This window comes from Halobacillus sp. BBL2006, from assembly GCF_000786645.1.
In the GTDB taxonomy this organism is placed as follows: Bacteria; Bacillota; Bacilli; order Bacillales; family Halobacillaceae; genus Halobacillus.
Window position 1 is genome coordinate 15,376 of the sequence record NZ_JRNX01000018.1, and the last position, 24,980, is coordinate 40,355.

The 24,980-nt window shown below is 41.4% G+C and carries 39 protein-coding genes, 1 tRNA gene and 1 pseudogene; all 41 read right to left on the reverse strand.

What is annotated here, in order from left to right; all coding sequences use genetic code 11:
* Nucleotides 1–11: 11 nt before the first annotated feature.
* Nucleotides 12–1,487 carry a distal tail protein Dit gene (locus LD39_RS00740; RefSeq protein WP_035541775.1) on the reverse strand — a complete coding sequence of 492 codons (1,476 nt, stop codon included), beginning with the start codon at nt 1,485–1,487 and terminating at the stop codon, nt 12–14.
* Nucleotides 1,477–5,478: a phage tail tape measure protein gene (locus LD39_RS21680; protein WP_052158660.1), complete on the reverse strand. Its 4,002-nt coding sequence runs from the start codon at nt 5,476–5,478 to the stop codon at nt 1,477–1,479. The genes LD39_RS00740 and LD39_RS21680 overlap by 11 nt, the downstream gene beginning before the upstream one ends.
* A gap of 24 nt (nt 5,479–5,502) precedes the next feature.
* On the reverse strand, nt 5,503–5,625 hold the full coding sequence (gene gpGT / locus LD39_RS23870; protein WP_369793206.1) for a phage tail assembly chaperone GT: 123 nt from the start codon (nt 5,623–5,625) through the stop codon (nt 5,503–5,505).
* Nucleotides 5,626–5,687: 62 nt separating this feature from the next.
* Entirely contained in the window at nt 5,688–6,047 is a 360-nt protein-coding gene (gene gpG, locus LD39_RS00755) for a phage tail assembly chaperone G (RefSeq protein WP_035541777.1), read from the reverse strand.
* Nucleotides 6,048–6,105: 58 nt separating this feature from the next.
* Nucleotides 6,106–6,297, reverse strand: a complete 192-nt coding sequence (locus LD39_RS21880; RefSeq protein WP_081988194.1) for a hypothetical protein — start codon at nt 6,295–6,297, stop codon at nt 6,106–6,108.
* 909 nt (nt 6,298–7,206) lie between these two features.
* Entirely contained in the window at nt 7,207–7,821 is a 615-nt protein-coding gene (locus LD39_RS00765) for a major tail protein (protein WP_035541780.1), read from the reverse strand.
* A 7-nt stretch (nt 7,822–7,828) separates the two neighbouring features.
* The gene (locus LD39_RS00770) at nt 7,829–8,212 is read right to left on the reverse strand and encodes a hypothetical protein (protein ID WP_035541782.1); all 384 of its coding nucleotides are present in this window, start codon (nt 8,210–8,212) and stop codon (nt 7,829–7,831) included.
* A 4-nt stretch (nt 8,213–8,216) separates the two neighbouring features.
* A complete protein-coding gene (locus tag LD39_RS00775; protein WP_035541783.1) occupies nt 8,217–8,606 on the reverse strand; it encodes a hypothetical protein in 390 nt (129 codons plus the stop codon).
* A complete protein-coding gene (locus tag LD39_RS00780; RefSeq protein ID WP_035541785.1) occupies nt 8,603–8,971 on the reverse strand; it encodes a head-tail adaptor protein in 369 nt (122 codons plus the stop codon). The genes LD39_RS00775 and LD39_RS00780 overlap by 4 nt, the downstream gene beginning before the upstream one ends.
* Nucleotides 8,958–9,212, reverse strand: a complete 255-nt coding sequence (locus tag LD39_RS00785; protein ID WP_052158666.1) for a hypothetical protein — start codon at nt 9,210–9,212, stop codon at nt 8,958–8,960. The genes LD39_RS00780 and LD39_RS00785 overlap by 14 nt, the downstream gene beginning before the upstream one ends.
* A gap of 59 nt (nt 9,213–9,271) precedes the next feature.
* Nucleotides 9,272–10,432 carry a phage major capsid protein gene (locus tag LD39_RS00790; RefSeq protein ID WP_052158661.1) on the reverse strand — a complete coding sequence of 387 codons (1,161 nt, stop codon included), beginning with the start codon at nt 10,430–10,432 and terminating at the stop codon, nt 9,272–9,274.
* Nucleotide 10,433: 1 nt separating this feature from the next.
* A complete protein-coding gene (locus LD39_RS00795; protein ID WP_052158667.1) occupies nt 10,434–11,201 on the reverse strand; it encodes a head maturation protease, ClpP-related in 768 nt (255 codons plus the stop codon).
* A 23-nt stretch (nt 11,202–11,224) separates the two neighbouring features.
* The gene (locus LD39_RS00800) at nt 11,225–12,313 is read right to left on the reverse strand and encodes a phage portal protein (protein WP_052158668.1); all 1,089 of its coding nucleotides are present in this window, start codon (nt 12,311–12,313) and stop codon (nt 11,225–11,227) included.
* A 58-nt stretch (nt 12,314–12,371) separates the two neighbouring features.
* Nucleotides 12,372–14,006, reverse strand: a complete 1,635-nt coding sequence (locus LD39_RS00805; protein WP_035541788.1) for a terminase TerL endonuclease subunit — start codon at nt 14,004–14,006, stop codon at nt 12,372–12,374.
* On the reverse strand, nt 14,003–14,338 hold the full coding sequence (locus LD39_RS00810; protein WP_035541790.1) for a hypothetical protein: 336 nt from the start codon (nt 14,336–14,338) through the stop codon (nt 14,003–14,005). The genes LD39_RS00805 and LD39_RS00810 overlap by 4 nt, the downstream gene beginning before the upstream one ends.
* A gap of 136 nt (nt 14,339–14,474) precedes the next feature.
* Entirely contained in the window at nt 14,475–14,795 is a 321-nt protein-coding gene (locus LD39_RS00815) for an HNH endonuclease (protein WP_035541792.1), read from the reverse strand.
* 211 nt (nt 14,796–15,006) lie between these two features.
* Nucleotides 15,007–15,079 (reverse strand) — tRNA-Asn (locus LD39_RS00820).
* A gap of 118 nt (nt 15,080–15,197) precedes the next feature.
* Nucleotides 15,198–15,638, reverse strand: a complete 441-nt coding sequence (locus LD39_RS00825) for a transcriptional regulator (protein ID WP_035541793.1) — start codon at nt 15,636–15,638, stop codon at nt 15,198–15,200.
* A gap of 12 nt (nt 15,639–15,650) precedes the next feature.
* Complete coding sequence (locus tag LD39_RS00830; protein ID WP_052158662.1) at nt 15,651–16,064, reverse strand: hypothetical protein; 414 nt, start codon at nt 16,062–16,064, stop codon at nt 15,651–15,653.
* On the reverse strand, nt 16,051–16,182 hold the full coding sequence (locus LD39_RS23750) for a hypothetical protein (protein WP_255349872.1): 132 nt from the start codon (nt 16,180–16,182) through the stop codon (nt 16,051–16,053). The genes LD39_RS00830 and LD39_RS23750 overlap by 14 nt, the downstream gene beginning before the upstream one ends.
* A complete protein-coding gene (locus tag LD39_RS00835) occupies nt 16,169–16,459 on the reverse strand; it encodes a hypothetical protein (RefSeq protein ID WP_035541795.1) in 291 nt (96 codons plus the stop codon). The genes LD39_RS23750 and LD39_RS00835 overlap by 14 nt, the downstream gene beginning before the upstream one ends.
* Complete coding sequence (locus LD39_RS00840) at nt 16,450–16,794, reverse strand: nucleotide modification associated domain-containing protein (RefSeq protein WP_081988192.1); 345 nt, start codon at nt 16,792–16,794, stop codon at nt 16,450–16,452. Before LD39_RS00840 ends, LD39_RS00835 begins: the two co-directional genes overlap by 10 nt.
* Nucleotides 16,791–17,150, reverse strand: a complete 360-nt coding sequence (locus LD39_RS00845) for a zinc-finger domain-containing protein (protein ID WP_035541798.1) — start codon at nt 17,148–17,150, stop codon at nt 16,791–16,793. Before LD39_RS00845 ends, LD39_RS00840 begins: the two co-directional genes overlap by 4 nt.
* Nucleotides 17,151–17,372: a hypothetical protein gene (locus tag LD39_RS00850; RefSeq protein WP_035541799.1), complete on the reverse strand. Its 222-nt coding sequence runs from the start codon at nt 17,370–17,372 to the stop codon at nt 17,151–17,153.
* Nucleotides 17,369–17,719, reverse strand: a complete 351-nt coding sequence (locus tag LD39_RS00855) for a hypothetical protein (protein ID WP_035541801.1) — start codon at nt 17,717–17,719, stop codon at nt 17,369–17,371. Before LD39_RS00855 ends, LD39_RS00850 begins: the two co-directional genes overlap by 4 nt.
* Before the next feature lie 18 nt (nt 17,720–17,737).
* Nucleotides 17,738–17,977: a hypothetical protein gene (locus LD39_RS00860; protein ID WP_035541804.1), complete on the reverse strand. Its 240-nt coding sequence runs from the start codon at nt 17,975–17,977 to the stop codon at nt 17,738–17,740.
* 134 nt (nt 17,978–18,111) lie between these two features.
* Nucleotides 18,112–18,927, reverse strand: coding sequence for a DNA adenine methylase (locus LD39_RS00865; RefSeq protein ID WP_035541807.1), 816 nt, complete (start codon nt 18,925–18,927; stop codon nt 18,112–18,114).
* 37 nt (nt 18,928–18,964) lie between these two features.
* Nucleotides 18,965–19,087 (reverse strand): hypothetical protein, encoded by a 123-nt coding sequence (locus tag LD39_RS23755; RefSeq protein WP_255349873.1) that lies wholly within the window; start codon nt 19,085–19,087, stop codon nt 18,965–18,967.
* Nucleotides 19,084–19,251: a hypothetical protein gene (locus LD39_RS22430; RefSeq protein ID WP_156112539.1), complete on the reverse strand. Its 168-nt coding sequence runs from the start codon at nt 19,249–19,251 to the stop codon at nt 19,084–19,086. Before LD39_RS22430 ends, LD39_RS23755 begins: the two co-directional genes overlap by 4 nt.
* Complete coding sequence (locus LD39_RS00870; protein ID WP_035541809.1) at nt 19,248–19,433, reverse strand: hypothetical protein; 186 nt, start codon at nt 19,431–19,433, stop codon at nt 19,248–19,250. Before LD39_RS00870 ends, LD39_RS22430 begins: the two co-directional genes overlap by 4 nt.
* Nucleotides 19,430–19,672: a hypothetical protein gene (locus tag LD39_RS00875; RefSeq protein WP_156112540.1), complete on the reverse strand. Its 243-nt coding sequence runs from the start codon at nt 19,670–19,672 to the stop codon at nt 19,430–19,432. The genes LD39_RS00870 and LD39_RS00875 overlap by 4 nt, the downstream gene beginning before the upstream one ends.
* Nucleotides 19,673–19,897: 225 nt before the next feature.
* The gene (locus LD39_RS22435) at nt 19,898–20,053 is read right to left on the reverse strand and encodes a hypothetical protein (protein ID WP_156112541.1); all 156 of its coding nucleotides are present in this window, start codon (nt 20,051–20,053) and stop codon (nt 19,898–19,900) included.
* 25 nt (nt 20,054–20,078) lie between these two features.
* Complete coding sequence (locus LD39_RS00880; protein WP_035541813.1) at nt 20,079–20,576, reverse strand: dUTP diphosphatase; 498 nt, start codon at nt 20,574–20,576, stop codon at nt 20,079–20,081.
* 30 nt (nt 20,577–20,606) lie between these two features.
* Entirely contained in the window at nt 20,607–20,963 is a 357-nt protein-coding gene (locus LD39_RS21685) for a LexA family transcriptional regulator (protein WP_052158663.1), read from the reverse strand.
* Between the two features lie 14 nt (nt 20,964–20,977).
* Nucleotides 20,978–21,406 carry a single-stranded DNA-binding protein gene (gene ssb, locus LD39_RS00890; protein ID WP_035541815.1) on the reverse strand — a complete coding sequence of 143 codons (429 nt, stop codon included), beginning with the start codon at nt 21,404–21,406 and terminating at the stop codon, nt 20,978–20,980.
* Nucleotides 21,407–21,484: 78 nt separating this feature from the next.
* Nucleotides 21,485–21,934, reverse strand: a complete 450-nt coding sequence (locus LD39_RS00895; RefSeq protein ID WP_052158664.1) for an HNH endonuclease — start codon at nt 21,932–21,934, stop codon at nt 21,485–21,487.
* Nucleotides 21,931–22,746, reverse strand: coding sequence for a hypothetical protein (locus LD39_RS00900; protein WP_035541816.1), 816 nt, complete (start codon nt 22,744–22,746; stop codon nt 21,931–21,933). Before LD39_RS00900 ends, LD39_RS00895 begins: the two co-directional genes overlap by 4 nt.
* 4 nt (nt 22,747–22,750) lie before the next feature.
* On the reverse strand, nt 22,751–23,410 hold the full coding sequence (locus tag LD39_RS21690; protein ID WP_052158665.1) for a sigma-70 family RNA polymerase sigma factor: 660 nt from the start codon (nt 23,408–23,410) through the stop codon (nt 22,751–22,753).
* Nucleotides 23,407–23,598 carry a hypothetical protein gene (locus LD39_RS00910; RefSeq protein ID WP_035541817.1) on the reverse strand — a complete coding sequence of 64 codons (192 nt, stop codon included), beginning with the start codon at nt 23,596–23,598 and terminating at the stop codon, nt 23,407–23,409. Before LD39_RS00910 ends, LD39_RS21690 begins: the two co-directional genes overlap by 4 nt.
* A 10-nt stretch (nt 23,599–23,608) precedes the next feature.
* Nucleotides 23,609–24,643 (reverse strand): ATP-binding protein, encoded by a 1,035-nt coding sequence (locus LD39_RS00915; RefSeq protein ID WP_156112542.1) that lies wholly within the window; start codon nt 24,641–24,643, stop codon nt 23,609–23,611.
* Nucleotides 24,561–24,980, reverse strand: a pseudogene (locus LD39_RS22905) (hypothetical protein); the annotation flags it as partial. The gene LD39_RS00915 and the pseudogene LD39_RS22905, both read right to left, overlap by 83 nt.

Here is a 24,980-nt window from a genome sequence, read left to right on the forward strand (position 1 = left end):
AAGTGCCTCCTTTACTTATAAGCAGGTGAATAATAAACTTTTGTGGCCAAAGAGTTTTGAGGATATTGGTACAGAAGATTCTCCCCTGGATCCAATTCAAAGAACATCGAACCCAGCGCCCTTTCAGAACGTATTGGTTCACCGTTTAAAGTGATCTCCTCAGTGGCTGTATCGATGATGATCTTATCACCCGCACGAGCCAAGTATTGAACTCCATCAGTAGGATAGGGATTCATGCGATAAACTTTAATGTCCTCAATATTCATATCAGCTTTATCATACGTCGGAGCCCAGATGCGAAAAGCAACCTGGACTTGCGTGATCGGATTATCATATATGCCTGGAGGACCAAGATAAACAAAATCACCGGCAACCCAGTCATGTTTTCCGTTTGGTCCTACTAATCCAAAGTACGGGCGAATCCTCCTCTTACCATGTGAATAGTGATCATGGCTCCATATACGAAGAATTCCTTTAAAATCATTCCACCCCCAAGGATACTTAGGCTCTCGATAATGCTGGAAACGATCTTCACCGACAGGTCCTAATTGGAATTTCGCCTGCACTTTATCCATCGTTCTCCAGATGTCTTCAATGCCTACTTTCGATACCACATTGTTATTAGCATCAAGTAAATAAATTTCTATCATACCTGTACCTTTTCCTACGTTCTTCAATTCCACAAGAGCATCCATTTTGTAGGCTTGAAGTGATGCACCGATCGATCGTTTAATCGCTGGCCCTTGCCATGTATAAGGCTCGATAGCTCCACCAAAAAGCTCAGGTTTAAATCTACCACCCTCTGATTTAATGCTCCCAGCAACATACCCATTATCGATAGCCGCTGCTTGAGTCCATCCATTAGTGGTTTCACAAGTGTCGTGCATAACCAACGTCTCTCGTTCGTACTCCGTTTCAGAAGCTAATGGAGGACGTCCAAGACGAATGAACTCAATGTCATCATCCAGCTTTTTCACCAGGTCGATGTGGGTTACATCTTCCAGTACATCGATTTCGAATCTTGGTTTCGATTCTGCAGTTCCTGGATTATTTAAGGTCAGCGCATCACCTTCGAAGTCTTTGATATCCTGCTCTCCATAACTATACGGGTTATAGCAGGCAAAATGGATGGTTCCTTCTCGAAGATCAGCAATCTTGCTAAGATCATCAATCGTATTCAATACGACCGCATAGTAAGTGCGTCCAGGTTCATCATCAAACTCAAGAGGAGCTGCCTCTTCAGTGATAAGCCATGAAGAAAGTTCGTCTTTATATTGTAAAGCTTCTTCATCATCTTTAGCTTTAAATGCAATCGGCTGATCGAATATAAGGGGTTCCGTTTCGGATGACCGAAGATAAGCCCCTGGCATTCCAGGGACCTCTAAGGTCTCACGTCTTATTGGAGCAAACGGAGGTTTCGTCCTGCCCCGCGTCATATGAAGCCAAGGCTTTCGAACGCCATTGAATGTAAATGATTTACGTGGCAAAGAGATCCCTCACTTCCTTGTTGTCTTTTTGTTTATTGGTGATGTACGGCTCAAGTTGATCGCTTACTTTTTTACCTGAAAGATAAATGTTTGAATCCTTCATCAATAACTGAGTGAGTAGCGTAACGATACTTTGAGTTTCTGATAATTGCATCTCCATCTTTTCGATGACTTGAGTAATGTATGAGTCATTATTACTCGTTGATCTAGGCTGTCTGAATTGGTGTGGGCGTTTATTTTTACCTTCGATTTCCCTTCCTGCTAAGGCTAGAAGTTTTTGAGCTTCAGAACGTCGAGAAGGTGCCGTTGGTATAACCCATTCTGGATAACCCTCTTCTGCCAATTCGTAGAACCCATGGGATCCTACACGCCCTCCTGTTTTAAAACCTAAAGCAGAAGGAGGAACAAATGCTCCATTCTTCTTAACCTCAAAGTGAAGGTGTGGGCCGGTTGAATGCCCTGTACTACCTACAGTACCGATGGTTTGTCCTTGTCTTACCATATCGCCTTTACTTACATAGTTACGGCTATTATGTTGGTAGATGAAGTCATATGCCCCGGACTTCACTTTCACATAATTCCCTCGAGCTGAATTATAGCCTGAGAAGGTAACTATACCGCTAGACTTGGAAGGGATCGGAGTTCCAGCAGGAGCACCCCAGTCATCACCAGCATGAAAGCGTCTGGTTCCAAATATAGGGTGGACACGCCATCCTGCTCTGGATGTTCGACGGAAAGGAGGTCCGAAACCACCTTTAGAGAATCCTCCACTACCAAACATCCCCTTAAGTTTATCCAAGAGGTAGGAAGAAGCTTTACTTTTAAGGTGTTTATAGGATCCTGTCATGATATCTTCAAGGCTTCCACCTACATCAGGCGGACTTGGTGCAAATTTATTCCACGCTGACTCTATTAATTTCTTTGGTGCCGAAAATACAGCTTCAAAGAAATCTCCAATACCACCGGCATATCCCGGAAAACCGTAGCTTTTAAGCGTGCGTTCCGTTTCTTTATTAGGCAGTACCGCAGATCCTTTAGGAAGATTAATCATTTCAGGACCACGTGTACCTACCATGGTTGTACCTACTCCTGGAATGTGAGCAAGCTCTCTACCTTTTTCACCTACAATCGCAGGCCCACCAGGGTGTCCGCTTCGATCTGTACCTTTCGCATACTCCGGAGCCGGCCATAAAGGAATATTCGGCAAGCCTATCTTGTCTAAGATCCAGTTCACACCAAGCAGAACTGCGTTTACTCGTCTACGCACACCACGAACCAACTTATCCCATTTAGAAAGAATTTCACCAGAAGCCCAGTCGATTTGATCTACTTGCCCTTCTGCTTGTTTCTTCGCTTGCTTGACTACATTTTCATGCATGTTTTCTGCTTTATCTATGCTTTCGTCACGTTGGCGCTCAGCTTCTTTAATGATTGCCGAAGCTTCTTCTTTGGAAATTGAACCTGTTTCGTCTCTCTCACGTTCTGCTGCTTCTTTTACTTTTTTATACTTCTCCTTGGCTTCTTTAACAGATCCGTCTTTAGCTTTCAAGCTATTTTTCACAGTATCCGCCGCTTGTCTTGCAGTAATCGTCGAAGCCTCGTTTTTGAGCTTCTCCAATATAGCCTTTTGCTCTTTCTCAGATTGAGACATGGTTTCTATGGCAGTGTATTTCATTTCTTCTTGAAGTCTACCGATCTCAGCTTTTTCAGATTCTTTTAATGCTCGTTTCTCTTTCTTTGCCGTATTCATAATCTCTAAGATCCGATCTTCTTTTGCTTGAAGCTCCGCTTTTTGCTTAGTGTTACCCTCTTTCAAGTTCTGAAGGATATTTTCCTGTTCTTGCTTGGATAAGTTCTTAGAATTGACCAAGAAGCTTGATAAAGTTTTATAACTCTCATTAAACTCCTTATCTAAAGAACTTGATATTTGGCTTCCCATTTTTTCAAATGTGCTAACCAACTCCGCCGATCCTTCTTGAGTAATTGTCTGACCAGACCAAAACAGCTCATTCAATTCTGTTGTAGCCTTATCATTCAGGTCTTTGTAGGAGAGAACAGCTTTTTCAGTTGATTTACTGACTTCACTACCAAATCCTTCGACTGCTGGAATGCTGTCTTCTCTCAGGTGCTTGACTAGTTTTACTCCACCTTTGATTAATTCAGGGATTGCTATGGTAGCTAATAACCCCATCGGTCCACCTAATCCAGCAAGACCAAGACGGGCAATACCAGCGACCTTCCCTACTTTAGTTAGAGAACCAGCTGCTTTACCGAATGATCCAGCTGTAGTTAAGGCCTTCGTTCCAGATTTACTTGCTGCACCTCCGAATGAACCTAATGCTTTTCCGGCTATACTTGATGAAACCTTTGCCGCTCCTAATTTCCCTACGATCTTACCTAAGCCACCGGTCATTAAGGATATACCTCTAAATACACCACTAAACGCTAAAGACAATGGACCCAGAACAGTCGCAAGAGCTCCCACGGCTATAATGGTCTTTTGAGTTCCTTCAGGCAATTTACCAAACTTCTGAGCTAGTTCTGTTGCCCCCTCGATTACGGAAGTCAAAGGAGGGAGAAGATGTTCAGCAGCTATAATACCTAACTCTTGTAATGCGGATTGCATTTCTTTTAGTTTACCTTTGGCATTATCATTCATGGTATCGGCCATGTCTTTAGCCGCACCCTCGGATGCGCCTATAGATGCAGCAAGATCTTTATAATCAGATTCAGAGGCATTAATGATACTCAAGGCACCAGACATAGCTTCCTTACCAAACAATGTAGCCGCGGCACTAGCTTTCTGTTTCTCACTCAAATCTGCGAAAGAAGTTCTAAGGTCTCCCATGACCTCTTCAAAGGTCAACATGTTTCCTTCACTATCTGTCAATGAAATACCTAGTTCCTTCATCTTCGCTTCCATTGCGCCGGTTGGTTTAGCAAGGTTTGTCATCATAGACCGGAGGGCAGTACCTGCTTTCTCACCCTTGATGCCCGCATTGGACATAATGCCGATCGCATGGGCCGTATCTTCTATCGTAAACCCTAAAGACCCAGCAACTGGTGCAACATATTCAAACGCTTTACCTAGACCAGCAACTGTTGTATTCGCATTAGAAGAAGCAGCAGCTAATACGTCTGCAAATCGCCCAGCATCTTTTGCTTTCATACCAAATGCAGAAAGTCCATCCGTCAAGATGTCACTGACCGCTCCCAGATCTTCTCCAGAGGCAGCTGCCAAGTTCATGACTCCATCCAATCCATCAATGGATTGTTGTGCATCCCATCCAGCAAGCCCCATGAATTTCATAGCGTTCGCTGCTTCAGATGCAGAGTATTTCGTCGTTGCTCCCATTTCTCTGGCTTTTTTCTCTAATTTCACCATGTCTTCAGAAGAAGCACCGGATATGGCTTTTACCTCACTCATAGCCGCTTCAAATTCCATCCCCGTTTTAATAGCTGCAGCTCCTAAACCAGCTAAAGGAACTGTCATACCTAACGTCATGGTTTTCCCAGCAGTGCCTAGGTTCTTACTTATTTTATCTGTTCTATCAGAGAATGTACTTAGACCTTGAGACGCCTTACCAAATGCGCTATTTGCTTTTTCTTGTTCTTTACGCATTTGTTCGAGTTCGTCTGTTGCATTCTTGGTATATCGATCAAGATTTCTTAACGCGGCAACCTGGTCGTTATATTCTTTTGTTGCCCGTTGAGCCTTTGCTGAATTCTCGCCGTACTGCTCTGTCATTTCATTCATCTTGCGTTCAGCAGCATCGACCGTTTGTTTCTGCACATTTAATTTCTTATTCAGTCCTTGAATGCGAGTTTCATACTTCTGCACGGATTTGTCACTACGGTCAAAAGAAGACATGTTCTTTTTCATTTCTGAATCAACCGTCTTCAATTCACGCTTTAGACTCGTAAGCGATCGACTGAGACCAGCACTTTCTAAATCAAGCCCTATACTTAGACCTTCAATTCTTTCAGCCATGGTTTCCCTCCTTTCTCCCTTTGATTAACCACCGAAAGCAGCAATGAGGGACTGAACTTCTTTCGGTTTATTTTTCTCCGCTAAGATGTCTACAACATAGGAAAAAGGCATATCTAAAATTTCTTGAGCACTCTTCCCCGTTTCCATCCAACTAAGAACAATTTTGTCTAGGTATTCTTTTTGTTTCTTATGAGAAAAGTCTTCGTTCGTTAACTCTTCTTCTCCAGGAACTTTTTTGTTTCATCGCTCTGTTTTCCACGGGTGATGAAAATAATTTGATCATATAATGCATTTAATGCTTGAGGGGCATGAAGTCCGTCTTGGAGTTCTTGCTTTGTAAATTGCTTGTTATACAAAACATCTGCCACGAAGGAAGATAGTTGATCGAAGGTTTCTTTCTGCTGTTCAATATCGTCTGTCTCCAGTTTGTCAATTTGAGCTGCAATGTCATTTGCTTCTAAAACGACTTTCATAGGGAGGAACGGAGAAGTCCAATAGGTCTGAGTAATAATTTCTCCTTCTTTCACATCTGTTACAAGTTCGATCATGTTTCGCTTTAAATCTGCCATTAACAATCTTCCTTTCTATAATTGGATATAAAAAAAGCAGGGAATCGCTCCCTACTTCTTACTTAGAATCCTCAATTTTCTTAATCAACGGACGTCCAGCTTTATTGTTCGATGAAGACAACTCATTCAGTCTTTCCTCAGAAACTTTCTTATTTGCAGGTTTCGGGAAACGATCGCCTTCAAAGTATTCCTTGTCTTCTTCCAGGTCACGGAAGCTTTCAATCACTTCATACTTAGCTTTCTTAGCCATTTTCATTTCCTCCTCTGCTACCTCTTGAATGGCGTGCACGTACTCTATTGAAGCTTTTTCACTATCTACATAATCAAAATTTTCACCGATAGGCGTTTTGTTAATGTATTTCCCCTTAAAAAAAAGAGCCTGGTTATCATCAATGACCCCAGCATTATGATATATGTTTGTGTGATGATACTTCTCCACTGCATCCGTCGGCCAACAAAAATTCATGGATTCAGGAGTTTCCACATTAATACCAAAATGATATACATTCCATAGCTGCGCCCACATTTCCGCTGTCCACTTTTGAATCGGTGTATAAGAAGGTTTATGTTTTTCTCTATACTCCTGTTCTACACTATCCAGAAACTGAAAAAGCATCACAGAATCCGTATAGACTTTGCTCCAATATTGAACTGATGGATTCTTAATTATCCACTGAGCTCCACCTATTGGTTGCTTTTCGCGGATTAGTTCTGGATCAATTCCTATTCGATTACACATCCGCTCCATAAGGTCATTTCCTTTAGAGTCAATGTATCTGACACTCAAATAGCTTTCACATGCTGAAGCTATCCAGCTGTGTTCTGTTGGTTGAATGTTAGAAATCTCTCTTAATAAAACATCACTGTCCAAATAAAAATAAGTTCCCCGCTGCCTTGATGGGTCTTCTTGCAGATACTTCATCCATAAATAAGGCTTGATGGAAGGGATATAAGATCTGTCTTTTCTTTGATCTTCATAAACATGGACCTCTACCGAATATTTCTCCTGCATATACCTAGGCACCCGATCATCCTGCCGTGAAAACAGCAGGACAATCTCATGTATACCTAGCTTCTTTAGCCTGGTTAAACAAACTTCTAGTTCCCACTCAAAGCGTTTAATGGCCGGCTGGCAAAGAATAAACTTCATGATCTACCTTTAGGCGGAGGTTGTAGTTGTTGTTGTAGTAGTAGGGAATGGTTGACCGAATACGGCTTGGAAAAGAGCGTCCCTAGTTGCTGTAGTGCCTTTGTCATCTTCTCCGAAGAGGGCAGTCTTTTCATCAGTAAAACCGTCCACTTCACGTTCCATAAATTCAGCCGTAACTTCTTCATTAGCGAATTCAACCCCATCCTCTTTGGTTTGACCACTAATATTCGGACGCATGAACATCCCCTGAACTAGGCCTACCCATTCCTTGCTGCCATCATTATGCGTTTTGCAGAAAATGACCGCTACGTAAGGAGGTGTATCGGTTGAACCGTATGCTGTTAGCCCATCCACGCTTTCTAATCCAAACAAGATTTCTTTATCTTCTTTCGGAATCTTATGGAACGCTGATGTAACTGTCGTATTCCCACTGGAAACCGCAATTTCAGCTGTCTTGTTATCACCATATGCTCGTACAGCTTCTTGAGGCATCTCCACCGTGATGTTTTGAAGAAACTTCACTCGTGTCGGAGCACCGGTGATAATGGATCCACTAGCTGGATCGAGTACTCCATACCAAAATTCTGTAACACCAACACTGGCTTTGTAATTTTTTTCTGGCATTTGTGATTCACTCCTCTATATTTTCGTTATAGGCTTTTCCTTCATACCTTCGTGCAATTCTGAATATCCCTGTATCTTCATCCCATTCATCTACCCCTTGACCTCTTTTTTCATAAAGGCCAATCTCCCATAAAACTTTGCGGATTCGCTTGGATAGTTTATCGGTTATCTCCCTGTCTTTTGTCCAGACATCAATCTGATAAAGGTATTCATCCGTTAACCAGGTATTATCTGCAAAGTCAGAAGCACTGGCAGGAGCCAACGGGTCAATGACTACATATGGAGCTGTCACACTCCCCGTTTCAGGATACTCATAAAATTTAATGCGGCCGGAAGCCTGTCCGCTTATATAACTATCTGCCATCATCGCTTCATAGATTTGATTTAACATTTTGCTACCCCCTCATCAAAACTTGACGAAGAGTTTCTTGATAAACCTTTTCAGCCGCTTTTAATGATCGGGCAATGGCTCCTTTACCCGCTGGATTCGGATTTTTAACTGTGCCGAATTCATTTAGGTGAATGATTCGAAATCTATTTTTAGGGCCCTTCCAATAGATCTTTACCGTCCGCTTCCCAGCAATGGTCATAGGTTCAGACCTAGTCATCTCATCGATTGAAGCTCCGGTATCTTTGAAGTTCTCGAATTCTTCTTTCATTATTTTCATGAAAGCTTCAGCACCTAAAATCAATGCTTTGTCCGTAAGCTTTTTCATTCTCTCAGGTCCGTAGGCTTGATCAAGCTTTTTCGTCAGCTGACTTAGCCCTTTAATTTCCACACTCATGAGACCACCTCAGCGATCACATTCATGAATCGCGGATCTTGAAGGTTTGGTTGAACGCTTTTCACGTTATACCTTTGCCCTTCGTAGCCTCTGGCATCGATGGAGATGAAATGTTTGTTGGAGGGTGTAAAATCTTCATGCGGGTCTCGAATCACAATGGTGATGTCTGAAAGTGTTCCATTTGCTTTTGCTTGTTCCAGATCACGCATCCACACCTCATCAATTTTCGCCCAACATTGATAGATCGTTTCCTTTTCCTGTTGTCCAGGTTCAGGTCCTTCTTTCGGAACAAACTTATAAAAAGCAACCGGAGTGCGGAGCTCCCCTGAATGGACTCTTGGAGGCTTATATTTAAACTCCCGCATCCGTATCACCTTCTTTTGCAAACTCAATGTCCAGCCCTAGAGAAGTAATTTCATGCAAGAAGTTAGTATCGAAGTATTCGAGCGCGTCGTTGTATGCGTATCGCGCCCGTTCGAATACTAACTCTTTTGCTCTATCGTTCTCATCTATAGAGAACTCCCCACACTTCGCTTTAATGGCTGCCAATGAAGATTTTAATAAACTTTCTAAGTTTCTATCTTCACTACCATGGGAGATGTGCATCCGCTCTTTAAACTCAAACAAAATTGTTGGTGTGATTTGATCCAATCACATCATCCCCTTTAGGCGGAAGTAGTTGTTGTGGTAGTTGAATCGCTATTAAGAGAAAGATCATACACTTGAGAAGTATATTTATCTTTCGGTTTACCTGTGGCAAATTGTTTAGCAATGTAAAGAGTAGCATCTTCCATAGCCATTGTTTCTTCAAACTTCTTGATAGGTTCAGTCCCACCCATAGCTGCAATATATTCGCCTCTAACAAAGAAAACTGCTTTACCTTGCGGTACGAATACAGATTCGCTCATAATCGGGTTGAATGGAAGATTTGTAACATAAACACCGTTAGCATTTTGAGTTGTTGCGGCAGCTTGTACTTTAAAAGTATCAAATGGGTTTGTAACCATTACAACTTTACCAGCAATTTTCTTTGGTTCGTCTGCATCTGTACCATCACCTTTTAACTTCTTAGCAAGTAATGACACAACACCTTCCAATTCATTGATTGTAGTACGACCTGGCTCGAATGTTAGAGTTCCAGCAGATGTTTTGTCAGGGTAGACACCGTCCACAACACTACCAGCAGGGTCTTTAAGCAAGCCAATTGGTTGATTTTTACCTGTACCAGCTACAAAACCTTTTTCCAAACCGACTGCCATAGCTTCTGTAATCATAGTACGGACATAACGTTCAATCCATACAGGTCCAAGTTTAAGCATGTCATTGGCCAGTGGGATGAAAGCTGTTAATTTGAGTTGGCTGATTGATTCTTTGCGGAAAGTCGCATTTAATTGCCCTTTGATTCCATCAAATAAAGGTCCCCATACAGCAGCACCTTCAGGATCTCCATAAATAAATTCTGTAACTGCCCCTAAATTCTGAAGCCCTAACTGTTGTAAGATCGGGTGAGTGGAAACTAAATCTTCAAAAACACGTTCCTGGGTTTCTTTTGGAAGTGTTTCAGTATCTTTAAAACCACCATCTTCCACAACAGCGTTAAAGAATTCCATCTCTTGACTAGTTAGTACATTTTGACCTCTGGATTGTAGAATGGAACGGTCAGAAATTTGAGTGTTTACATTGCTCATGATGTCGTTTTGAACATCATCAGCCAACGCCTCCATCATTGCATTTAAAGCCTCAGACTGTGCGTTTTCGTCGCCTTCTTGTACAGCTGCAGCAAAAGCAGCTTTCTTCTCTTCGAAATTGGTAAATTTAATCGGCATTTTACAAACCTCCGTTTTTAGTTAGATTTAAAAAGAGCTTACTCAGATTCTGTGTTTTGGCAACAGGTTCCGGAGTAGGCTCAGGTTTTGGTTCTTTATTCACTTGTGGCTTAGCATTCGCTGAATACTTAGCAATGAGTTTGTCTTTGAAGTTCTCATATTCCTCTTCTTCTTCATCCTCATCGTCGTCAACGTCTTCTAATTCCTGAATCTCAATCTCTTCTCCTACGACATCAGCAAGACCAAACGCGACCGCTTCATCAGCTGTCATAAACGTTTCATCATCAAGCAACTGCTCCAGCTCTTCTTCTTCTCCGACAAAACGTTTCTTGTAGGAGGCGGCAAGGGCTGTATCAATCTTACGTAGTGTAGTCGCTGTCTTATCGAAGGCAGCTGCATTCCCAAAGCCAAAGGTAGAAGCTCTATGAATCATCATCATCGTGTTTTCAGGCATAATGATTTGATCCCCTGCCATGGCAATGACAGACGCTGCACTTGCCGCTATACCATCGATGTGAACAACAATTTCAGCTTTATGACTCTTTAGCAAATTGCCGATGGCCACTCCTTCGAATGCGGATCCTCCTGGAGAATTAATGTGAACATGGATTTTCTCAGCATCAACCCCGTTCAATTTACGACGAAGGCTATCTGCATTGTTTTCACTGAAAAAGAATCCACCAATAGGACCGTAAATATATAAGGAATATTCCTTACCGTCTTCCTTTGCTTCAAAACGGATATCTGTTTTCTTCGTCATCATGTTCATGACTTGATCTTTGAGTTCTTTTGTCACTCGTTCTCACCCCCTTTAAGTGTCTTCATCTCTTGATAGTTCTTCGTGATGATATGTTTATCAAGCATTGGATCGCTGGATGGTTCAAAGCCTGCCTCTTCACGTACTTCATTACCTGTAAAGGTTCCTGATGCAACCAGCTTATCTATGCTGGAAGCAAGATCAAACAAGTTGCTGTAAGAGATGCGACGAATATCCATCCGCTTCCCTTCCAAGAACTCCTTCTTTGTAAAGAGCTTCGCATTCAGTTCATCCGCAATCTTTTTATTCAGGGGATCGATACAGAAGGTCATATAGTTTCGGGTCTGTTTTTCAACATCAGCCATTTCTCCATGGATGAGCGCCGGAGGTATTCCGAGCGCAATGGCTACGTGATCCAGAAACCCATTTGTTACTTTATTGATTTCATCGACGCTTTCACCCTGAATAGCATTCGATTGTTCGTTGTATGTGAATCCTTTTTGTTGCGGTACGATGGCCACTGACTTATCAGAGATGGCTTTATACATTCGATCGATAAAGTTTTGAAGTCTTGATCTCGACTCTTCATCTTTCATACCAATACTTTCGATATCTACCGTGGCACGAATCTGGTTTTTCCGCTTCTGGAATTCAACCATTCGACCGAACACTTCACCGTAATCGGCGTACAAACCATCAATAAGCTTCGCAAGATTTTCATTTGCATATTCCAAGTAAATAACGTCCTGCATTTTAAATGGTCGGCTATAGGTATAGTTTTTGACTGTGACACCTGTGAAGATGTCCTCGACTAATCCATACTCGTTTCTTATAAAGTCATCCGCAACCAGAAGATCTTGAGTATCTGACTGTATGATTAAACACTCATTGTCATAGACCAGCTTGTTAATCACCTTTTGCCAAAATACACTGGCGCTCATATTCGGATTCGGTCGCACATTGAACCGGTAATACATTTCATCTTTGATTGTCTTCCGGTCCTTTTTGACTCTAAACTCAGATTGACTAATAGTTCTTGCAATCATGTTTACGCAAGTTTGAATAGCCAGCCGCTTCATATGCGTTCGAGTCGATGCTTCTTCAAGCAGTTCCAAATCCATCATGAAGTCGAGCTCTTTACTCTTACTAAAGAAATCTAATAATCCCAAACTTTCTCACCCCCTAAAAAGAAATATCTGCTAAGTAGAAATCGACATCCTCTTCCAGTACATCATCGGCTTTCCATAACGCATGAATGAAAGCTTGAAACCCGTCCGTCTTGCGCCTGAACTCATCCTTTTTCAAGTACTCCTTATTGCCGTCCTTTTTAATTCGGACATACACGTTGTTGGTGTACCAGCGCATCAACGGATTATCGTCAAAGATGATGTTATGTTTAGCAAACATCGTCTCTACTCGTGGAGCTAGAAGAGAGTGAATCGCTTTCGGATTTCGAATATATTCAAGCTCGAACCCTTCCGCTTCAAGAGCTGTTTTAACAAGGTCGAGACGGAAAGTATCCGCAATGATTTTTGTAAGTCCGTACTTCTCTCTCATGTCTACAAACCAATTCACGATATGTTTAATATCAATGACTGGCTCATCAACAATGGTGAGAAGTCCTTTTTCTTCCCACTCACGGATCGGCGCTTTCAGATTCACTTTGTCCAGAAAGCCTTTACGCACATAAGAATGAGTCTTCCAGACGTAATCCTCGCCATCTTTAAATAAAATACCGACAGCTGCGAAGTCCTTGATACTGGCGAAGTCTAAACCGCCCACACAAGTACGATGCTCCAACTCTGGAAAAGGTCGATTCGTAGCAAGAATGTCTTCCCATGCTGCTACCGTCTTAGCAAGATCCACTTCAGGGAGATTCATACGCTTGGTCATAAATTCTTCACGGTTTGACGGATCGTTCGCCAGGTCCTGATATTCTTCCTGCACGATGTAGAACAGCTCTTCCGCATAATCACTTCTTGGTTCACAGAACATCGGATTCGCTTTTTCCCAGTTGCTCTTCTCCTTGACTTCTTCCTCATCGTCAAGCTTACAGATGAACGGAAAGAGAGAGTCATTCGTCTCTTTTCCATCCAGGATGTTTTGAGCACGTTCTTTCATCTTGTCGAGGAAACCTTCCCTGACATATCCATCCGTGCCAATAAAAAATTCTCTAGGATTCTTGACTTTACCAAGGCCACTAGAGAATACACGAACCACTTCGTTCGTTTCATATTGGTGGATCTCATCATAAATCACACAACCATCTCGAAGACCGTCCTTTGTACTCGCATTAGACGTGCGGTACTTGACGATACTTTTGGTTGCATTGTTCTTGATCTCCACTTTTGTTTTGTAGAACAGCTCTTCCAGTACTTCGTGAGCTTCAATCGTGTCATACATCTCAGTAAAAGACGTCTTCGCCTGATCCTCTGAGTTAGCCACAATTGAGACATTGTATCGAGAAATATTATGAAGTTCACTGGACAGGTAGTGAGTAACAACAGTAATCAAACCGTTCTTCCCTCCACCACGTCCCATCATGATCAGGAACTTTCGAAAGTAGTTTCGGTCCGTATTCTTATAAAACAAGAAGATAAAAGCCACAACGAACTTCTGGAAGTCTTCAAGAGGGAAGTACCACTTCTCCGCAAACTTGATGCAATTCTCAATTTGAACATCATCGAAGTATACATCCTCCCGAGATAGCACCTGGTTTTCTAAATACTCGATCAGTTGAATGCGCTCTTTGTTCAACTTGATCTTCCCAGATCGGTACTGCCGGATGTAAGCTTCAACGTATTTGTTCTTGATCATATCAAGTCAGCTTTAGAGCGCGTATTTTTTTCCTGAGTTTCACTTTCAGCAGGTGCAGCCTTTAAGCCAAGAGCATCCAAGATCTTCAGCATCCGATCATTGGTTTTGTGAAGGTCGTTTATGGAGGGGTTTGATTTCGGGCCATGCATCCCCGACACCTTAATTCCGTTGTCTTCGATGTCATCAACCAAGTTACACTTCAAATCCCAAAGAGAAAGGTAGTCTTGAATCAGATCACTGTAATGATTCCCTTGAATTGTCTTCCCTTCAAGCTGTTCATTCAGATCCTTTTCAATTCTTTTCCTCAAAGTAGATCGTTTGATTTTGGCCATCAATCTCCCTCCCTTCTATTTCAAGTTATTTCCAATTAGTTATTATCGCGCAAATAGGGGTATAAATCTGGGAAATCGACCCCCCTCCCCGTTCCCTAGACTTAAAATATTTTTGGAAATTTTTGATGGGGGGGTGTCACCATTTCTCATCATCCCACTTAGCTTGTTTCTTTCTCAACCAGAACCGATCATGTTTATCATTATGGCATCGAACACATAAGGTCTCACAGTTATCTTCATTCAATGCAAGATGAGGATGTGTGTAGATCTCTTTGATGTGGTCAACATCTAATCGCTTATGCTTATTTGGATCATGGTAATCGGTATAGACTTTGCCTTGACGTTTACATTCCTGACACTCATAGTTGTCACGGATCAAGACTCTTTGCCTTACCTCTTGCCAAGCATGTGACTTATAGAACTTGCGCTTCTGTTCTTTGGTTTTATATTCAGCCATTAGTTCTTCAGCTTCCTATACCTTTTGTTTGTGTGGTATCTACCTGTTGGACTAACGATGTTAATTAGACCAAGCATGAATGTAGTCATTGCTCACACCTCATTACTCTGTTGATCTCCTCTACACTCCCACCCCTGTGCAATCCTTATCACAAGACTCTGTTAGCCTGGTAACTAAATCATTGAGAAGATAATGTCCCTTTAATCCGAAGCACCCTCGGCAGGCATTGAACCTGCAACGACTACATTAACATTGTAGCGCTCTACCATTTGAGCTACGAGGATATATAAAAAGCCACTCATCGTCGCATCATACGATAAGTGGCTTTGAGAAAGTTTCAGTTTTCCTACGATACTATATTACCACGTTCTATCGACCCAAAAGTGCAAAGATAGTGCAAACTTATCTCCATCCTAATTCATCAATGGTGGTCAATACTATCTCGTCTCTCCAGTAGAATGCTTGCCTTCGGCTTATGTTCAGCTCTCTAGCAATACCATCCCATGTTAGATCCTTAGTCTTTGACCAATACCTAAGCTTAGCTAACCTCTTATGAGTATCAGGTAATGCACTATAGACTCGATTGATTGCATCAGCCACCTCAGTTAAATACTTCAGCTGCTTGTTTGTTGTGAGTCTTGTTACAATCCTTCCTGTTGGATCTCCAGGGTTCTTAGCTGAGTTAGCACCTTTGACAATTGTTTTATCTTCGGGATCCTCATCGAATGGAGTTTCAATCTGTTCTCGCAACCTTGCTATCTCTCGAAGTGTTTCATGGTAGTTGAACCATTCATATTCTGTTTTCTTAAATGTAATCTTCTTTGGCTCAATTTTATAGCTCATCTCTTCCTCCTTTTAACCCTGTCTGTTTCCATCAGCAATGTCTTGCCTTACTCTATACTTCAACGAGTTAATCTCTTCTCGTACTGTTTCAGTTGCATTCTGCCAACGCTTCCAGCTTCTGAAGTAATCCGCTTCTGTCTTTCTCAATTCAATTACAGCTAATTCTGCCTTTTGTTGTTTATACTTCTCAGCTTCAAGGTATGCTTCATTATAAATTTGCTTACGAGCTGCATAGATCTCTTTGTACTGGCCAGCAAACTCAGCAGCTAACTCTCCAATGAAATATAGTTGTTTGGATTTTAATTCGATGAGCTTCACTCGCATCTGGTCTGGAACACGATCGATTGCCTTCTGGTATCTTTTGATCTCTGTTAAGTATTCTTGGATGTAGTCTCTATTCTTATCACGAGGACTAGTGTCCAGCATCCAGCCGCTCCTTGTATTTGATTAGCTCATCATCACTCATTTTTTCATACACTTCTCGATTCCATCTCCCACGCCAGGCTAACTCATCGATGATCTCTTCACGTTTACTTTGGTCCATTAGGATTCACACCCACATAAGCAACTGATTCGACTTGTTTGCTATTAGGATAATAGAATCTTGCATGGGTTTTCTTAGACCACTTCTCAATTTCATCCAGGTGAACGATTACTGAGACATGATCTTCTTTTTCAGTTACCGTGAAAAATCTTTGCAGTATATCCTCATATTCTTTCAATTCCTCTTTCATATCTTCATAACGTTCAAGAGTCATAGTAACTGCTTCGCAATTGTTATATCCAACCGGCATCTTGCCTGTTCCATATTCTAACGGCATCTTACCATCTCCTTTGTTTTATCAAGAGCGACTCCTATTGAATCACCAGCTACTTCAGTATCTTTCTCAGAACGTTTCTTTAATTCAATTACTGTCATGACAGCATAATTGGCTAAGTCTAAAAGAGTATCTTCTTTGCTCTCATCTTTGACAGCAGCCTTACTATTTATTAATGACTTGAAGCGGTTAAGTTTATCTTCCAGTCGAATGGCAGAGGATATCTCTCCATATTCTCCAAACTGTTTACCGAAGCTATCTCCATAGTCTTGGTTCTTCTGCTTATAAGTTTGATGCAAAAGGTCTAATAAATCGGAATGAGCTTTCATTTTGTTCATTTCGTAGCCGCCTTCCTTAATGGATTACCCCTGGGATCTACACCGTGACGTCTCATGTAGGTTTCATACTCGCCTTTCCTAAATCCTAATGCTGAGTAAATCCTTTTCATTTGGACGTTTTGTTCAAGAAGGAAGCAGACGTCTGTAAACGTCATGCTCTCCCCTTTACTTAACACTTTATCTGCTCTTGTGATTTCAAGTTTCGTACCAAGTTTTCTAATCTTCTTTCCGATCGGACATTCTTTACAGATTTTTTGAGCACCATTCGCATGACTTGCTCCCACAGTCTTCGTGCAGCTCTTGCAATTCTTTTTCTCCAGGTCTGTGATTTGATTCAAAACTTTAACATCAATCAATTACTTTTCCTCCAGTTCGAAGCGGCGTCCCATTTCGTCATATTCAGGAGGCTCCAATAGATGTTTCAATTTTGCTATTCTCTTACCAGCTAGTGGTATATAAGCCTCTTCTTCATAATCACGGACCTGCTGTTTGAGACGCGCGTTCTCTTCAGTTAATCGCTTGTTTTCTTCCTGAAGGCGTGTACGTTGATAAAATAAGCTTTCCATATCTTGACTCATTCTTTAACCCTCCCACTCATCATTGCTTCAGCAACTGGATGAATTCTTTCGTGCTTTCCTTCAGGTAAACGTTCTACTTCGAAGTAGCTCCCATACTCTTTTTCCACTTCTTCCATACGAGCAAGTAACGATGAATCATCGACATCAGACAAATCTATCTCTTCAAATTCAGGGAACTGTTCTTTGATATAAGGCTGGCACTCGTCCAAAGCGCGTGGGATTTGGTGTGTGTGCAAACTATCTTCAGTCATGTAATTAAGAATGTCATAGACACCTTCCATATTTCGAATGGATAACATTTTGCCTGTTTGGATGGTTAAAATATCGCTGATATGAAATTTCTTCATTTGTTTATCCTTCCTCCTTTAATCTTCACAGCCGCAGCTGATAATCTGACCTTCACAAACCGGGCATCTTTCTACATCGCATCCAGGATGATGATACTCTCCTTTATTCACCGCACAATCAGGACACTTGGCTGGATAATCAAATACTTCATCACCGAACTTAATTTGTTTATACTCTTTACCGTTACTTTTCACAGGTAAGGCTATACAGCCAGTTGCTTTTGTCATTTCTTTTTTGCAGGTATCGCATTTTGCCATAAGAATTTATCCCTCCTGTTTTCTGTTCCAAAGACAATAAACAATTAAGACGTCCAGCATAATCCACACGTATATGAATTTGATAATGAAGATAAGCATTGGAATGCTCCTTCGCATTTTGATCGGACTACGCATTAAAATAAACTTAGTTGGTCCACTTCAAAATTCATAAAAAGCAATTCATCAGCAGAGTTGTTATTTCCATTTACTACTTGCCTACCAGCTTTATATGTTTCCTTAGTCCAGCTCGAGTAATATTCATCAAGTAATGGATGGTCGTAGTAGGAAATAATTGCTTTACCCTGAATGTTGTTCATTAAGGTGGCCAAGTCTTTATGGAGTTTCAACGGTTCTCCTTTATCTTGATCCGTAAGCGCATAATACTTTTCTCGATCTACATATGGTGGATCTACATAAAACAGGGTGGTTGGAGAATCATACACTCTTACAACCTCTCTAAAATCTCGGTTATCAATCATTACTGTTTTCATACGATTTGCAAATCCTTCAATTGCCTTACAAGCTGATTGGTACGTTCTAGCTGTATTATGCTCCCTGCTATGTCTCCACCCTGTACTTGAAGAAAAGGCAGCTTCAGCATTTCCTTTTGCTATCCCTGATCTATTCAAATAAAAGAATCTAACGGCCTTTTCAAAATCATCTCCAGGAGGACTTTCTCTTTTCCACTTTTCATAAAGCGCTCGACTATAAGGTAAACTTTCGCAAGCTTCCTTTAATTGTTTTGGTTGGTTTCTGGCCACAAGGAGAAAATTAACTACATCTCCATCTATATCGTTATAAACTTCATTTGTTATGGGTGGTTTATTAGCTATTACGTGAGCTGCACCACCGAATAGGTCTACATAGCATTTATGTGGTGGCATTCGACTGATTATGTGTTTCGCAACCTTCCCCTTGCCACCGAACCAAATTAAAGGTGACCTAGCCATTTTCTCCCTCCTTCCTTCGCAATATCGTTCTATTACGTCACTTCCGTTGTGTTTTAGGTTCGTACACATAACGCTTGCCTTCGATCTCCAGCACCGTTGGAACATCATTCTTCACTTTCTGGACCGTTGCATTGACTTGCAGCTGATCACCTTTTTTCATTTTGCTTTCACCGCCGTAACAAGTTGACGATTGTTATAAGGCTCTACATTTTTCACCATGACTGGCTTGTTTTCTAAAGCTAACTTTTCAGTGGAGACAATAATTCGTTCACCGTTCAAATAGGCTTGTTCTTGGCTTGGATGAATCCATGCTTTTTGACTCATGATGACCGCTCCGTATCTAAAGGTAACAGGTTACAAGCTTTTCCTTGAGGATGATCCTGGACTATGGTTAATGGACTAAACAACTTCACTGTCATCTGCAGCATATATTGTTGCTCTTCTGTTAGAGCTACTGGATACAAAGTTTCATCTTTCACGTACATAAGAACTGCTTGATCTTTCAAACAATCATCCCTTTCTGTTTTTCGCAAAGATAATCAAACCATTCTTCGTCCCAAGTCGTTAGAGCAAGCTCCTTCATGTATCTGATATCCTCATCATCCAGTACAATGGCAGCGGGATACGCGTTTTCGATTCGTCCGCATTCTTGATAACCATTAGCTGTCCGAACTATACAATACTGTTTCCGGTACTCTTCCACATATCCAATCAACCAGGCGCCCCATATTGTCTTAATAACCACCCATTCACCTAAAGGGACCCTCATAGATATGGCCAATTCTTTGGTAGCTTTGCTAACGTATATTTCACTTTCCAAGTTCGGGCGTTTGCGGACTTTTCTCCGTGAAGCAAGTAAGATAATCGGTACCGAAAGTAATAATAGATAAGCTTCAATAGATTATTCCCCCTCAAAGCAATCTAAGATTATCCAAGCAATAATGACGAAAGATACAAGCGATGATTTCACTCACGCCCTTTCACCCTCTTTAATCTTTTTTAGATTATCCGCGAATGCTTTGACGGTGATGTATTTGTTAATAAGAAGGGACTGTAAGGCGTTGATCTGACCTTCCCTGAACGCTTTTGCATACTCCTCAGACTTTCCTTCAAAATCTGTGATCATAATTCATCCCCCTGTTTTGGATTAGTTAATATCCAACGTCTAGCCGCTCATTAATGACTTCATGCTTATCTTCAAAAGCTTGCATGATCTGATCACCGGTGAATCCTATTTCATGACCTAACTTGAGATAAGTGGAGAATAACTCGATAAACAACTTGTCCATGCCTCTTAGAGAGAGTTCACGTTCAATTAATTGAGAGAGCCAATCACAGTCACTGTGAAGCTCTGCTACTGTTTCTGTTTTAATGTCCATAACTGAAAGGTCGATGCTCTTTACCCCTAATTCAATTCCAAACCCGACCAGGAATTTTAAACCATCTACATATTCAACCAAAGCTTTTTCAAGGTTGTTTTTCTTATGGCTCCACCACTTGAATATTTCAGGAAGCTCATTTGCTAACTCTCCAATTTCAATACGAAATGCTGCACATCTGTTTGCAATTGTCGGCTTCACATTCAGTTCTGATATCACTCGTTCATCAAAGGTCTTCTGAGCATCCCAAACTTTTTTCCAATTAGTCATATACCTTACTCCCTTACGGTATTTTAGAAGCTATTGATCAGCACCGGACCATTCTTTAATATCCTCCAGCGTTGCTCTTCGAACGACGAACGGCTCACCTTCCAGGAACACAATGTCTGTCACGTCGTCATCCATGGACCTCATTTGCTCAAGTAGATTAGTTTGAGGAGAGGAACCGCTCACCATGCGTAATGTTCGAGGTGAGTGATTATCCTTTATGAGATAACCCATTTCGATTAATGTTTGGATGTGCTTATGAACAGTCGAGCTGGATGATAAACCTACATGATCACCAATTTCACGTACACTAGGCGAATACCCCCGCTCCCTGATCGTTTTTTCGATGAATATGAGAATCGACTTTTTCTTATCTGATAATTCGTTCATGGTAAATCCCCTCTCTAAAATGGCAGGTCATCATCTGTAATATCAATCGGTTCTCCTTCATCTGCAAAAGAGTTACTTTGTCCTCCGCTGGATTGATTGTTTGAATCGTTAGAAGATCCGCTTCCTTTGTTTTCTAAGAACTGCACACTGTCTGCAACTACTTCAGTCACAAACACTCTCTTGCCCTCTTGATTATCGAAGGAGCGGGATTGGAGTCTTCCGTCTACTCCCACCTGACTGCCTTTCTTCATGAAATTGGCTAGGTTTTCGGCTGCTCTTCTCCAGACCACACAGTTGATGAAGTCGGCATCTTGATTGCCTTGGTTATTAGAGAATGGACGATTCACTGCAATGGTGAAGTTTGCTACTGCAATTCCGTTTGGTGTGTATCTTAAATCTGGATCTTTTGTAAGTCGGCCAACAAGGACCACTCGGTTCAACATGGAATCCCTCACTTTTCTATGAAAATAATATAATCAAATCGCTTTGGTTTACTAAGGTACGTTCGAACAACGATAATCTCATCCCCGTCCTGGTTGATCTCCTTTGTCTCGCGAACATACACTTTCATGAGCTTTCCGCTCCTCCTTCTCCATGAAGTCTTCAAAGGCTTTATTGTCCGGTTCGTCAATCAAGGCATGTTTCCAGCAATCGTATTTATCAAAGTAGTAATAGGGCCCGAAGCGGGCAGCTGCTTCCTGTCTGAGTTGTTCAGCCGCTTCGGTATGAGCATGGACATAATCATGACAGCCTTGGCATAAAGGAGCACCATTTCTCGGATTGTTTCTCCCATTTTGGGAGCGGAACACTCTATGATGCAATTGAGAGTCTGGATGAAGGCAAATGATACAGCAATCACCATAGAGGCGTTTCACTTCTTTCCTTTGCCTGCTTGTAAACTCCGAGCGTTTTGCTTTTGACGGAAGTTTATTGTAGTTCAGTTGCATTTCTTTACTGTAAGGATGAGTCATGAAGACATCACTAGTTGTGTGTATGCTGCAAGGGTATCGTGTTTCTTGAGAGCTTCCCGATATTTCTGATGCATTCGCTCATTGTTATCAGTAAGATCGTTGATTTCACTGATTTGATTCTGGATAATCCGCTTCGCTCTTTCCCATTCCTCTTCAGCTTTTTTCGTTTTCTCCCGTTCCGCTTCAAGTTCCTTTTGCATAAGAATCGATGTCTGTTTAGGAATAGCTTGCTCTTCCAATTGGACGTATTGCTCTTTTAAATTTTCATGCTGCACTTTCAAAGTTTCGTAATCTTTGGAAAGCCCTTCATACCTTTGTAGACCAATTTTTGATTTTTCCATGTCTTCGTTCAGCTGCTCTAATTCTTCCAGGAGTTTTTCGATCTCTTCTTGTTTTTGCTGGAGTGCTCTATCATTTTTTTCAACTGGAGCGGCCACTTCTTTTTCTGCTTCCTTTTCTTGAACGTCTTCCTTAATTTGTTGCTTCATATTTGAGGCGTGCGCTTCTTGACGTTGAGTCTTTGTAGTGTGCTTTCGAGCGATTTTTTTCATTTCTTCTAGCGACTTTCCGGTGAAGTCCCACTTGCTTTTCTTTTGGCTTAGTTGTGGTGGATGAATCCCCCATCGTTTAGCTATTGTTGAATCTGTTAGTCCTTCCTCTTTCAACTCGATATAATTTAAAGGATTGATATTCATGCGTTTTCTCCTCTCTTCTTCGGGCATCTTGTATGTTTTGACAGACCGATCAAAGTGTTCAACCTTTTTACCGAAGCGGATTTCACCTAAATGACGTTTTGCTACACCTTTACTCATCAATTCACCCCATTTGATAACTAAGGAATTTTTGTTTAATACCTTTCATGTAAGAAGAAATCGTGCGTTTATTAACGCCCTTTTCTTTAGCAATATCCACACCTTGCATTCCATCCAGCTTTTTCATTACAAGTTCCTGATCTCTTTCAGATAGTTGATTATAGAATTCTTCAACGAACATCTCAGTTAAATCATCTGGTTTCCCCATTCGATAATACATGTCCGTAACTTCACCATCTTCATGGTCCAGATATATAGAGCTTTCCATTGTTTCTAGTGCTAACTTAACTTGATGAAGAGATTTGCCTGTGATCTCCACTATCTCTTCCGGCTTCTTTTCCGATATGTCGAGCTTGTTTATTTTCTGTGCCAACTCAGTGACAGGGCCCGGATATCGAATAAGATTGGCATAGTCTCTAACATACTTGGTTACTTCTCCACGTATTGACCAATGAGCATAGGTAATGAATTTTGCTCCAGCTGCAGAATCATACCTTTTATAAGCTTTCAAAAGTCCGATGGCTCCGATCTGAAACAAGTCATCTTCCTCCAAGCCAGTATGATTTTTTCTTTTAATTTGTGGTTGGATGATTTTATAAATGAGCTTTTCGTATTGGTGGATACATTCTTCTTCTGTTAGCCATTTACCATCCAGGTATCTCATGATCTCGACTTCCTTCTTAACATTGCTCTTGTCTCTTTAGGACCAGGGATAACAGGACCCAAGAATGCACGTTCTTCACGTTCTTTGTGGTGACGACGATTCCATTCATCAAATTTGTTCATCCGCTCCTCTGATGAATCTTGAGGAGAAAAACATACAACGCTGCTCATACCTTCAACTGCTTTCATAACTTGCCTCCTATTTTTTTCTCAGTAAAAGCTGATCGTAGCTCTCACCAATAATTTCTTTCATGTATCCTGCTGCCATTTCAACCAATCGACGATAAGTGGCCCCGCCCATTTGATTTTCCATTTCTTCAAGACTGGCGTTTGTGGTGAAGTTCGTCGGCAAAAGATTCTCATAACGATAATTGACGATTCGATAAAACACATCGAGCACATAATCAGTAGGCTTTTCTTTTCCAACATCATCTAAGGATAGATGCTCACATGTTTTGACCATCTCGATGTATTCACTTGCCCTGGTTGAGCTTATTGGTTTTCCGTTTTCGTCTTTTTCAAATGACTCTCGGAGCGTATCAAAGAATTCTGTGGTGTTAATGAATACCGCCTGGACTCCTTTACGACTCAGCTCGTTTGTAATCGCTCCAAGTAAGTGAGTCTTTCCGGTTCCATAACTTCCAAGAATACCGAACGAACGTCCATCCTCTTTCAAACTTTGAAAATTGTTTGCATATTCTAATGCCCGATTGTAAGCGCTCTTTTGAGATTCCACTAATGCCTTAACTTGTTCGCGGTCATCATTTGGGAATTCGGCTGGATCTAAGAAGGTGAAATTTTCAAATGTTCTTCTCTTGAATCTCCTGGAAAGACCGGTTTGATTGTTTAGCTTATCCACCCGCTTCTTTTCCTTCTTCCGCTTCGAGCACCAGCACTCCCAGCTAACTTTGATACTCCATTTCCAAGCTTCTTTAGGATTGATCTGCCCACTGAAGAAGTCTTCTTCAAGAATCATTGTTTCCTTATCATGTTTGAATCGACGCATCGGAATCCAAATCTTGTCTTTACAAACTTCACACTCATAAGGACTACTTTCATCACGTTCCTCAGGATGGTTATTCAGATATTCTGACTGCTCTTGTAATTGCTGAGCTTTAGCAACCAATCTACCCTTAACAACTTCCGGTTCCTCATCCGAGAAGATGTTTTCTTCCGGAGGAGAAGTCTTTATCCCTCGAATTATCTGCTCGATGCCTTTCCGGTATCCGTCCACGATCTTGTCCTCCCTTAGATTGCTGCATGATTTGCATTTTCAAACGATCCCACTGCGTACGGAGTTTATCAGGACTAAGGATGTTTACATTCCAGAACGAATCTTTTTGGACCCAATCAATAACACCTTCCACCTTTTTAGGATCCCTGTTATCAATCTCCACTAGCTTTCTAAAGTCATCTGCCCACTTTTGGAAGTTCGGCTTCTTGTGATCAGGATTGTTTTCCAGAATTCGGTTATATAAATGTTCAGCTAATTGGTAATAGATAGAAGAAGTGTCGTATTCCTTGGAGCGGGAACCGCGATAAGAATCACGACGTTTATTATTCTTTTCTTT

Excerpts from the sequence above, each read along its gene's own strand:
- LD39_RS00860 (WP_035541804.1), bottom strand. The coding sequence starts at position 17,977 with ATGGCAAAATGCGATACCTGCAAAAAAGAAATGACAAAAGCAACTGGC.
- gpGT (WP_369793206.1), bottom strand. The coding sequence starts at position 5,625 with ATGGAAACGGGGAAGAGTGCTCAAGAAATTTTAGATATGCCTTTTTCC.
- LD39_RS00795 (WP_052158667.1), bottom strand. The coding sequence starts at position 11,201 with ATGAACATGATGACGAAGAAAACAGATATCCGTTTTGAAGCAAAGGAA.
- gpG (WP_035541777.1), bottom strand. The coding sequence starts at position 6,047 with ATGGCAGATTTAAAGCGAAACATGATCGAACTTGTAACAGATGTGAAA.
- LD39_RS00765 (WP_035541780.1), bottom strand. The coding sequence starts at position 7,821 with ATGCCAGAAAAAAATTACAAAGCCAGTGTTGGTGTTACAGAATTTTGG.
- LD39_RS00790 (WP_052158661.1), bottom strand. The coding sequence starts at position 10,432 with ATGCCGATTAAATTTACCAATTTCGAAGAGAAGAAAGCTGCTTTTGCT.
- ssb (WP_035541815.1), bottom strand. The coding sequence starts at position 21,406 with ATGTTGAACCGAGTGGTCCTTGTTGGCCGACTTACAAAAGATCCAGAT.
- LD39_RS23755 (WP_255349873.1), bottom strand. The coding sequence starts at position 19,087 with ATGAAAAAAGGTGATCAGCTGCAAGTCAATGCAACGGTCCAGAAAGTG.
- LD39_RS00900 (WP_035541816.1), bottom strand. The coding sequence starts at position 22,746 with ATGAGTAAAGGTGTAGCAAAACGTCATTTAGGTGAAATCCGCTTCGGT.
- LD39_RS21680 (WP_052158660.1), bottom strand. The coding sequence starts at position 5,478 with ATGGCTGAAAGAATTGAAGGTCTAAGTATAGGGCTTGATTTAGAAAGT.
- LD39_RS21880 (WP_081988194.1), bottom strand. The coding sequence starts at position 6,297 with ATGGCTAAGAAAGCTAAGTATGAAGTGATTGAAAGCTTCCGTGACCTG.
- LD39_RS00810 (WP_035541790.1), bottom strand. The coding sequence starts at position 14,338 with ATGGCCAAAATCAAACGATCTACTTTGAGGAAAAGAATTGAAAAGGAT.
- LD39_RS00780 (WP_035541785.1), bottom strand. The coding sequence starts at position 8,971 with ATGCGGGAGTTTAAATATAAGCCTCCAAGAGTCCATTCAGGGGAGCTC.
- LD39_RS00880 (WP_035541813.1), bottom strand. The coding sequence starts at position 20,576 with ATGACTAATTGGAAAAAAGTTTGGGATGCTCAGAAGACCTTTGATGAA.
- LD39_RS00775 (WP_035541783.1), bottom strand. The coding sequence starts at position 8,606 with ATGAGTGTGGAAATTAAAGGGCTAAGTCAGCTGACGAAAAAGCTTGAT.
- LD39_RS21685 (WP_052158663.1), bottom strand. The coding sequence starts at position 20,963 with ATGAACGAATTATCAGATAAGAAAAAGTCGATTCTCATATTCATCGAA.
- LD39_RS00910 (WP_035541817.1), bottom strand. The coding sequence starts at position 23,598 with ATGAAAGCAGTTGAAGGTATGAGCAGCGTTGTATGTTTTTCTCCTCAA.
- LD39_RS23750 (WP_255349872.1), bottom strand. The coding sequence starts at position 16,182 with ATGGACCAAAGTAAACGTGAAGAGATCATCGATGAGTTAGCCTGGCGT.
- LD39_RS00855 (WP_035541801.1), bottom strand. The coding sequence starts at position 17,719 with ATGAAGAAATTTCATATCAGCGATATTTTAACCATCCAAACAGGCAAA.
- LD39_RS00850 (WP_035541799.1), bottom strand. The coding sequence starts at position 17,372 with ATGAGTCAAGATATGGAAAGCTTATTTTATCAACGTACACGCCTTCAG.
- LD39_RS00835 (WP_035541795.1), bottom strand. The coding sequence starts at position 16,459 with ATGCCGTTAGAATATGGAACAGGCAAGATGCCGGTTGGATATAACAAT.
- LD39_RS00830 (WP_052158662.1), bottom strand. The coding sequence starts at position 16,064 with ATGCTGGACACTAGTCCTCGTGATAAGAATAGAGACTACATCCAAGAA.
- LD39_RS00770 (WP_035541782.1), bottom strand. The coding sequence starts at position 8,212 with ATGTTAAATCAAATCTATGAAGCGATGATGGCAGATAGTTATATAAGC.
- LD39_RS21690 (WP_052158665.1), bottom strand. The coding sequence starts at position 23,410 with ATGAGATACCTGGATGGTAAATGGCTAACAGAAGAAGAATGTATCCAC.
- LD39_RS22435 (WP_156112541.1), bottom strand. The coding sequence starts at position 20,053 with ATGATCACAGATTTTGAAGGAAAGTCTGAGGAGTATGCAAAAGCGTTC.
- LD39_RS22430 (WP_156112539.1), bottom strand. The coding sequence starts at position 19,251 with ATGAGTCAAAAAGCATGGATTCATCCAAGCCAAGAACAAGCCTATTTG.
- LD39_RS00785 (WP_052158666.1), bottom strand. The coding sequence starts at position 9,212 with ATGCACATCTCCCATGGTAGTGAAGATAGAAACTTAGAAAGTTTATTA.
- LD39_RS00800 (WP_052158668.1), bottom strand. The coding sequence starts at position 12,313 with ATGATGGATTTGGAACTGCTTGAAGAAGCATCGACTCGAACGCATATG.
- LD39_RS00815 (WP_035541792.1), bottom strand. The coding sequence starts at position 14,795 with ATGGCTGAATATAAAACCAAAGAACAGAAGCGCAAGTTCTATAAGTCA.
- LD39_RS00840 (WP_081988192.1), bottom strand. The coding sequence starts at position 16,794 with ATGAACAAAATGAAAGCTCATTCCGATTTATTAGACCTTTTGCATCAA.
- LD39_RS00895 (WP_052158664.1), bottom strand. The coding sequence starts at position 21,934 with ATGACTCATCCTTACAGTAAAGAAATGCAACTGAACTACAATAAACTT.
- LD39_RS00805 (WP_035541788.1), bottom strand. The coding sequence starts at position 14,006 with ATGATCAAGAACAAATACGTTGAAGCTTACATCCGGCAGTACCGATCT.
- LD39_RS00865 (WP_035541807.1), bottom strand. The coding sequence starts at position 18,927 with ATGGCTAGGTCACCTTTAATTTGGTTCGGTGGCAAGGGGAAGGTTGCG.
- LD39_RS00825 (WP_035541793.1), bottom strand. The coding sequence starts at position 15,638 with ATGAGCTATAAAATTGAGCCAAAGAAGATTACATTTAAGAAAACAGAA.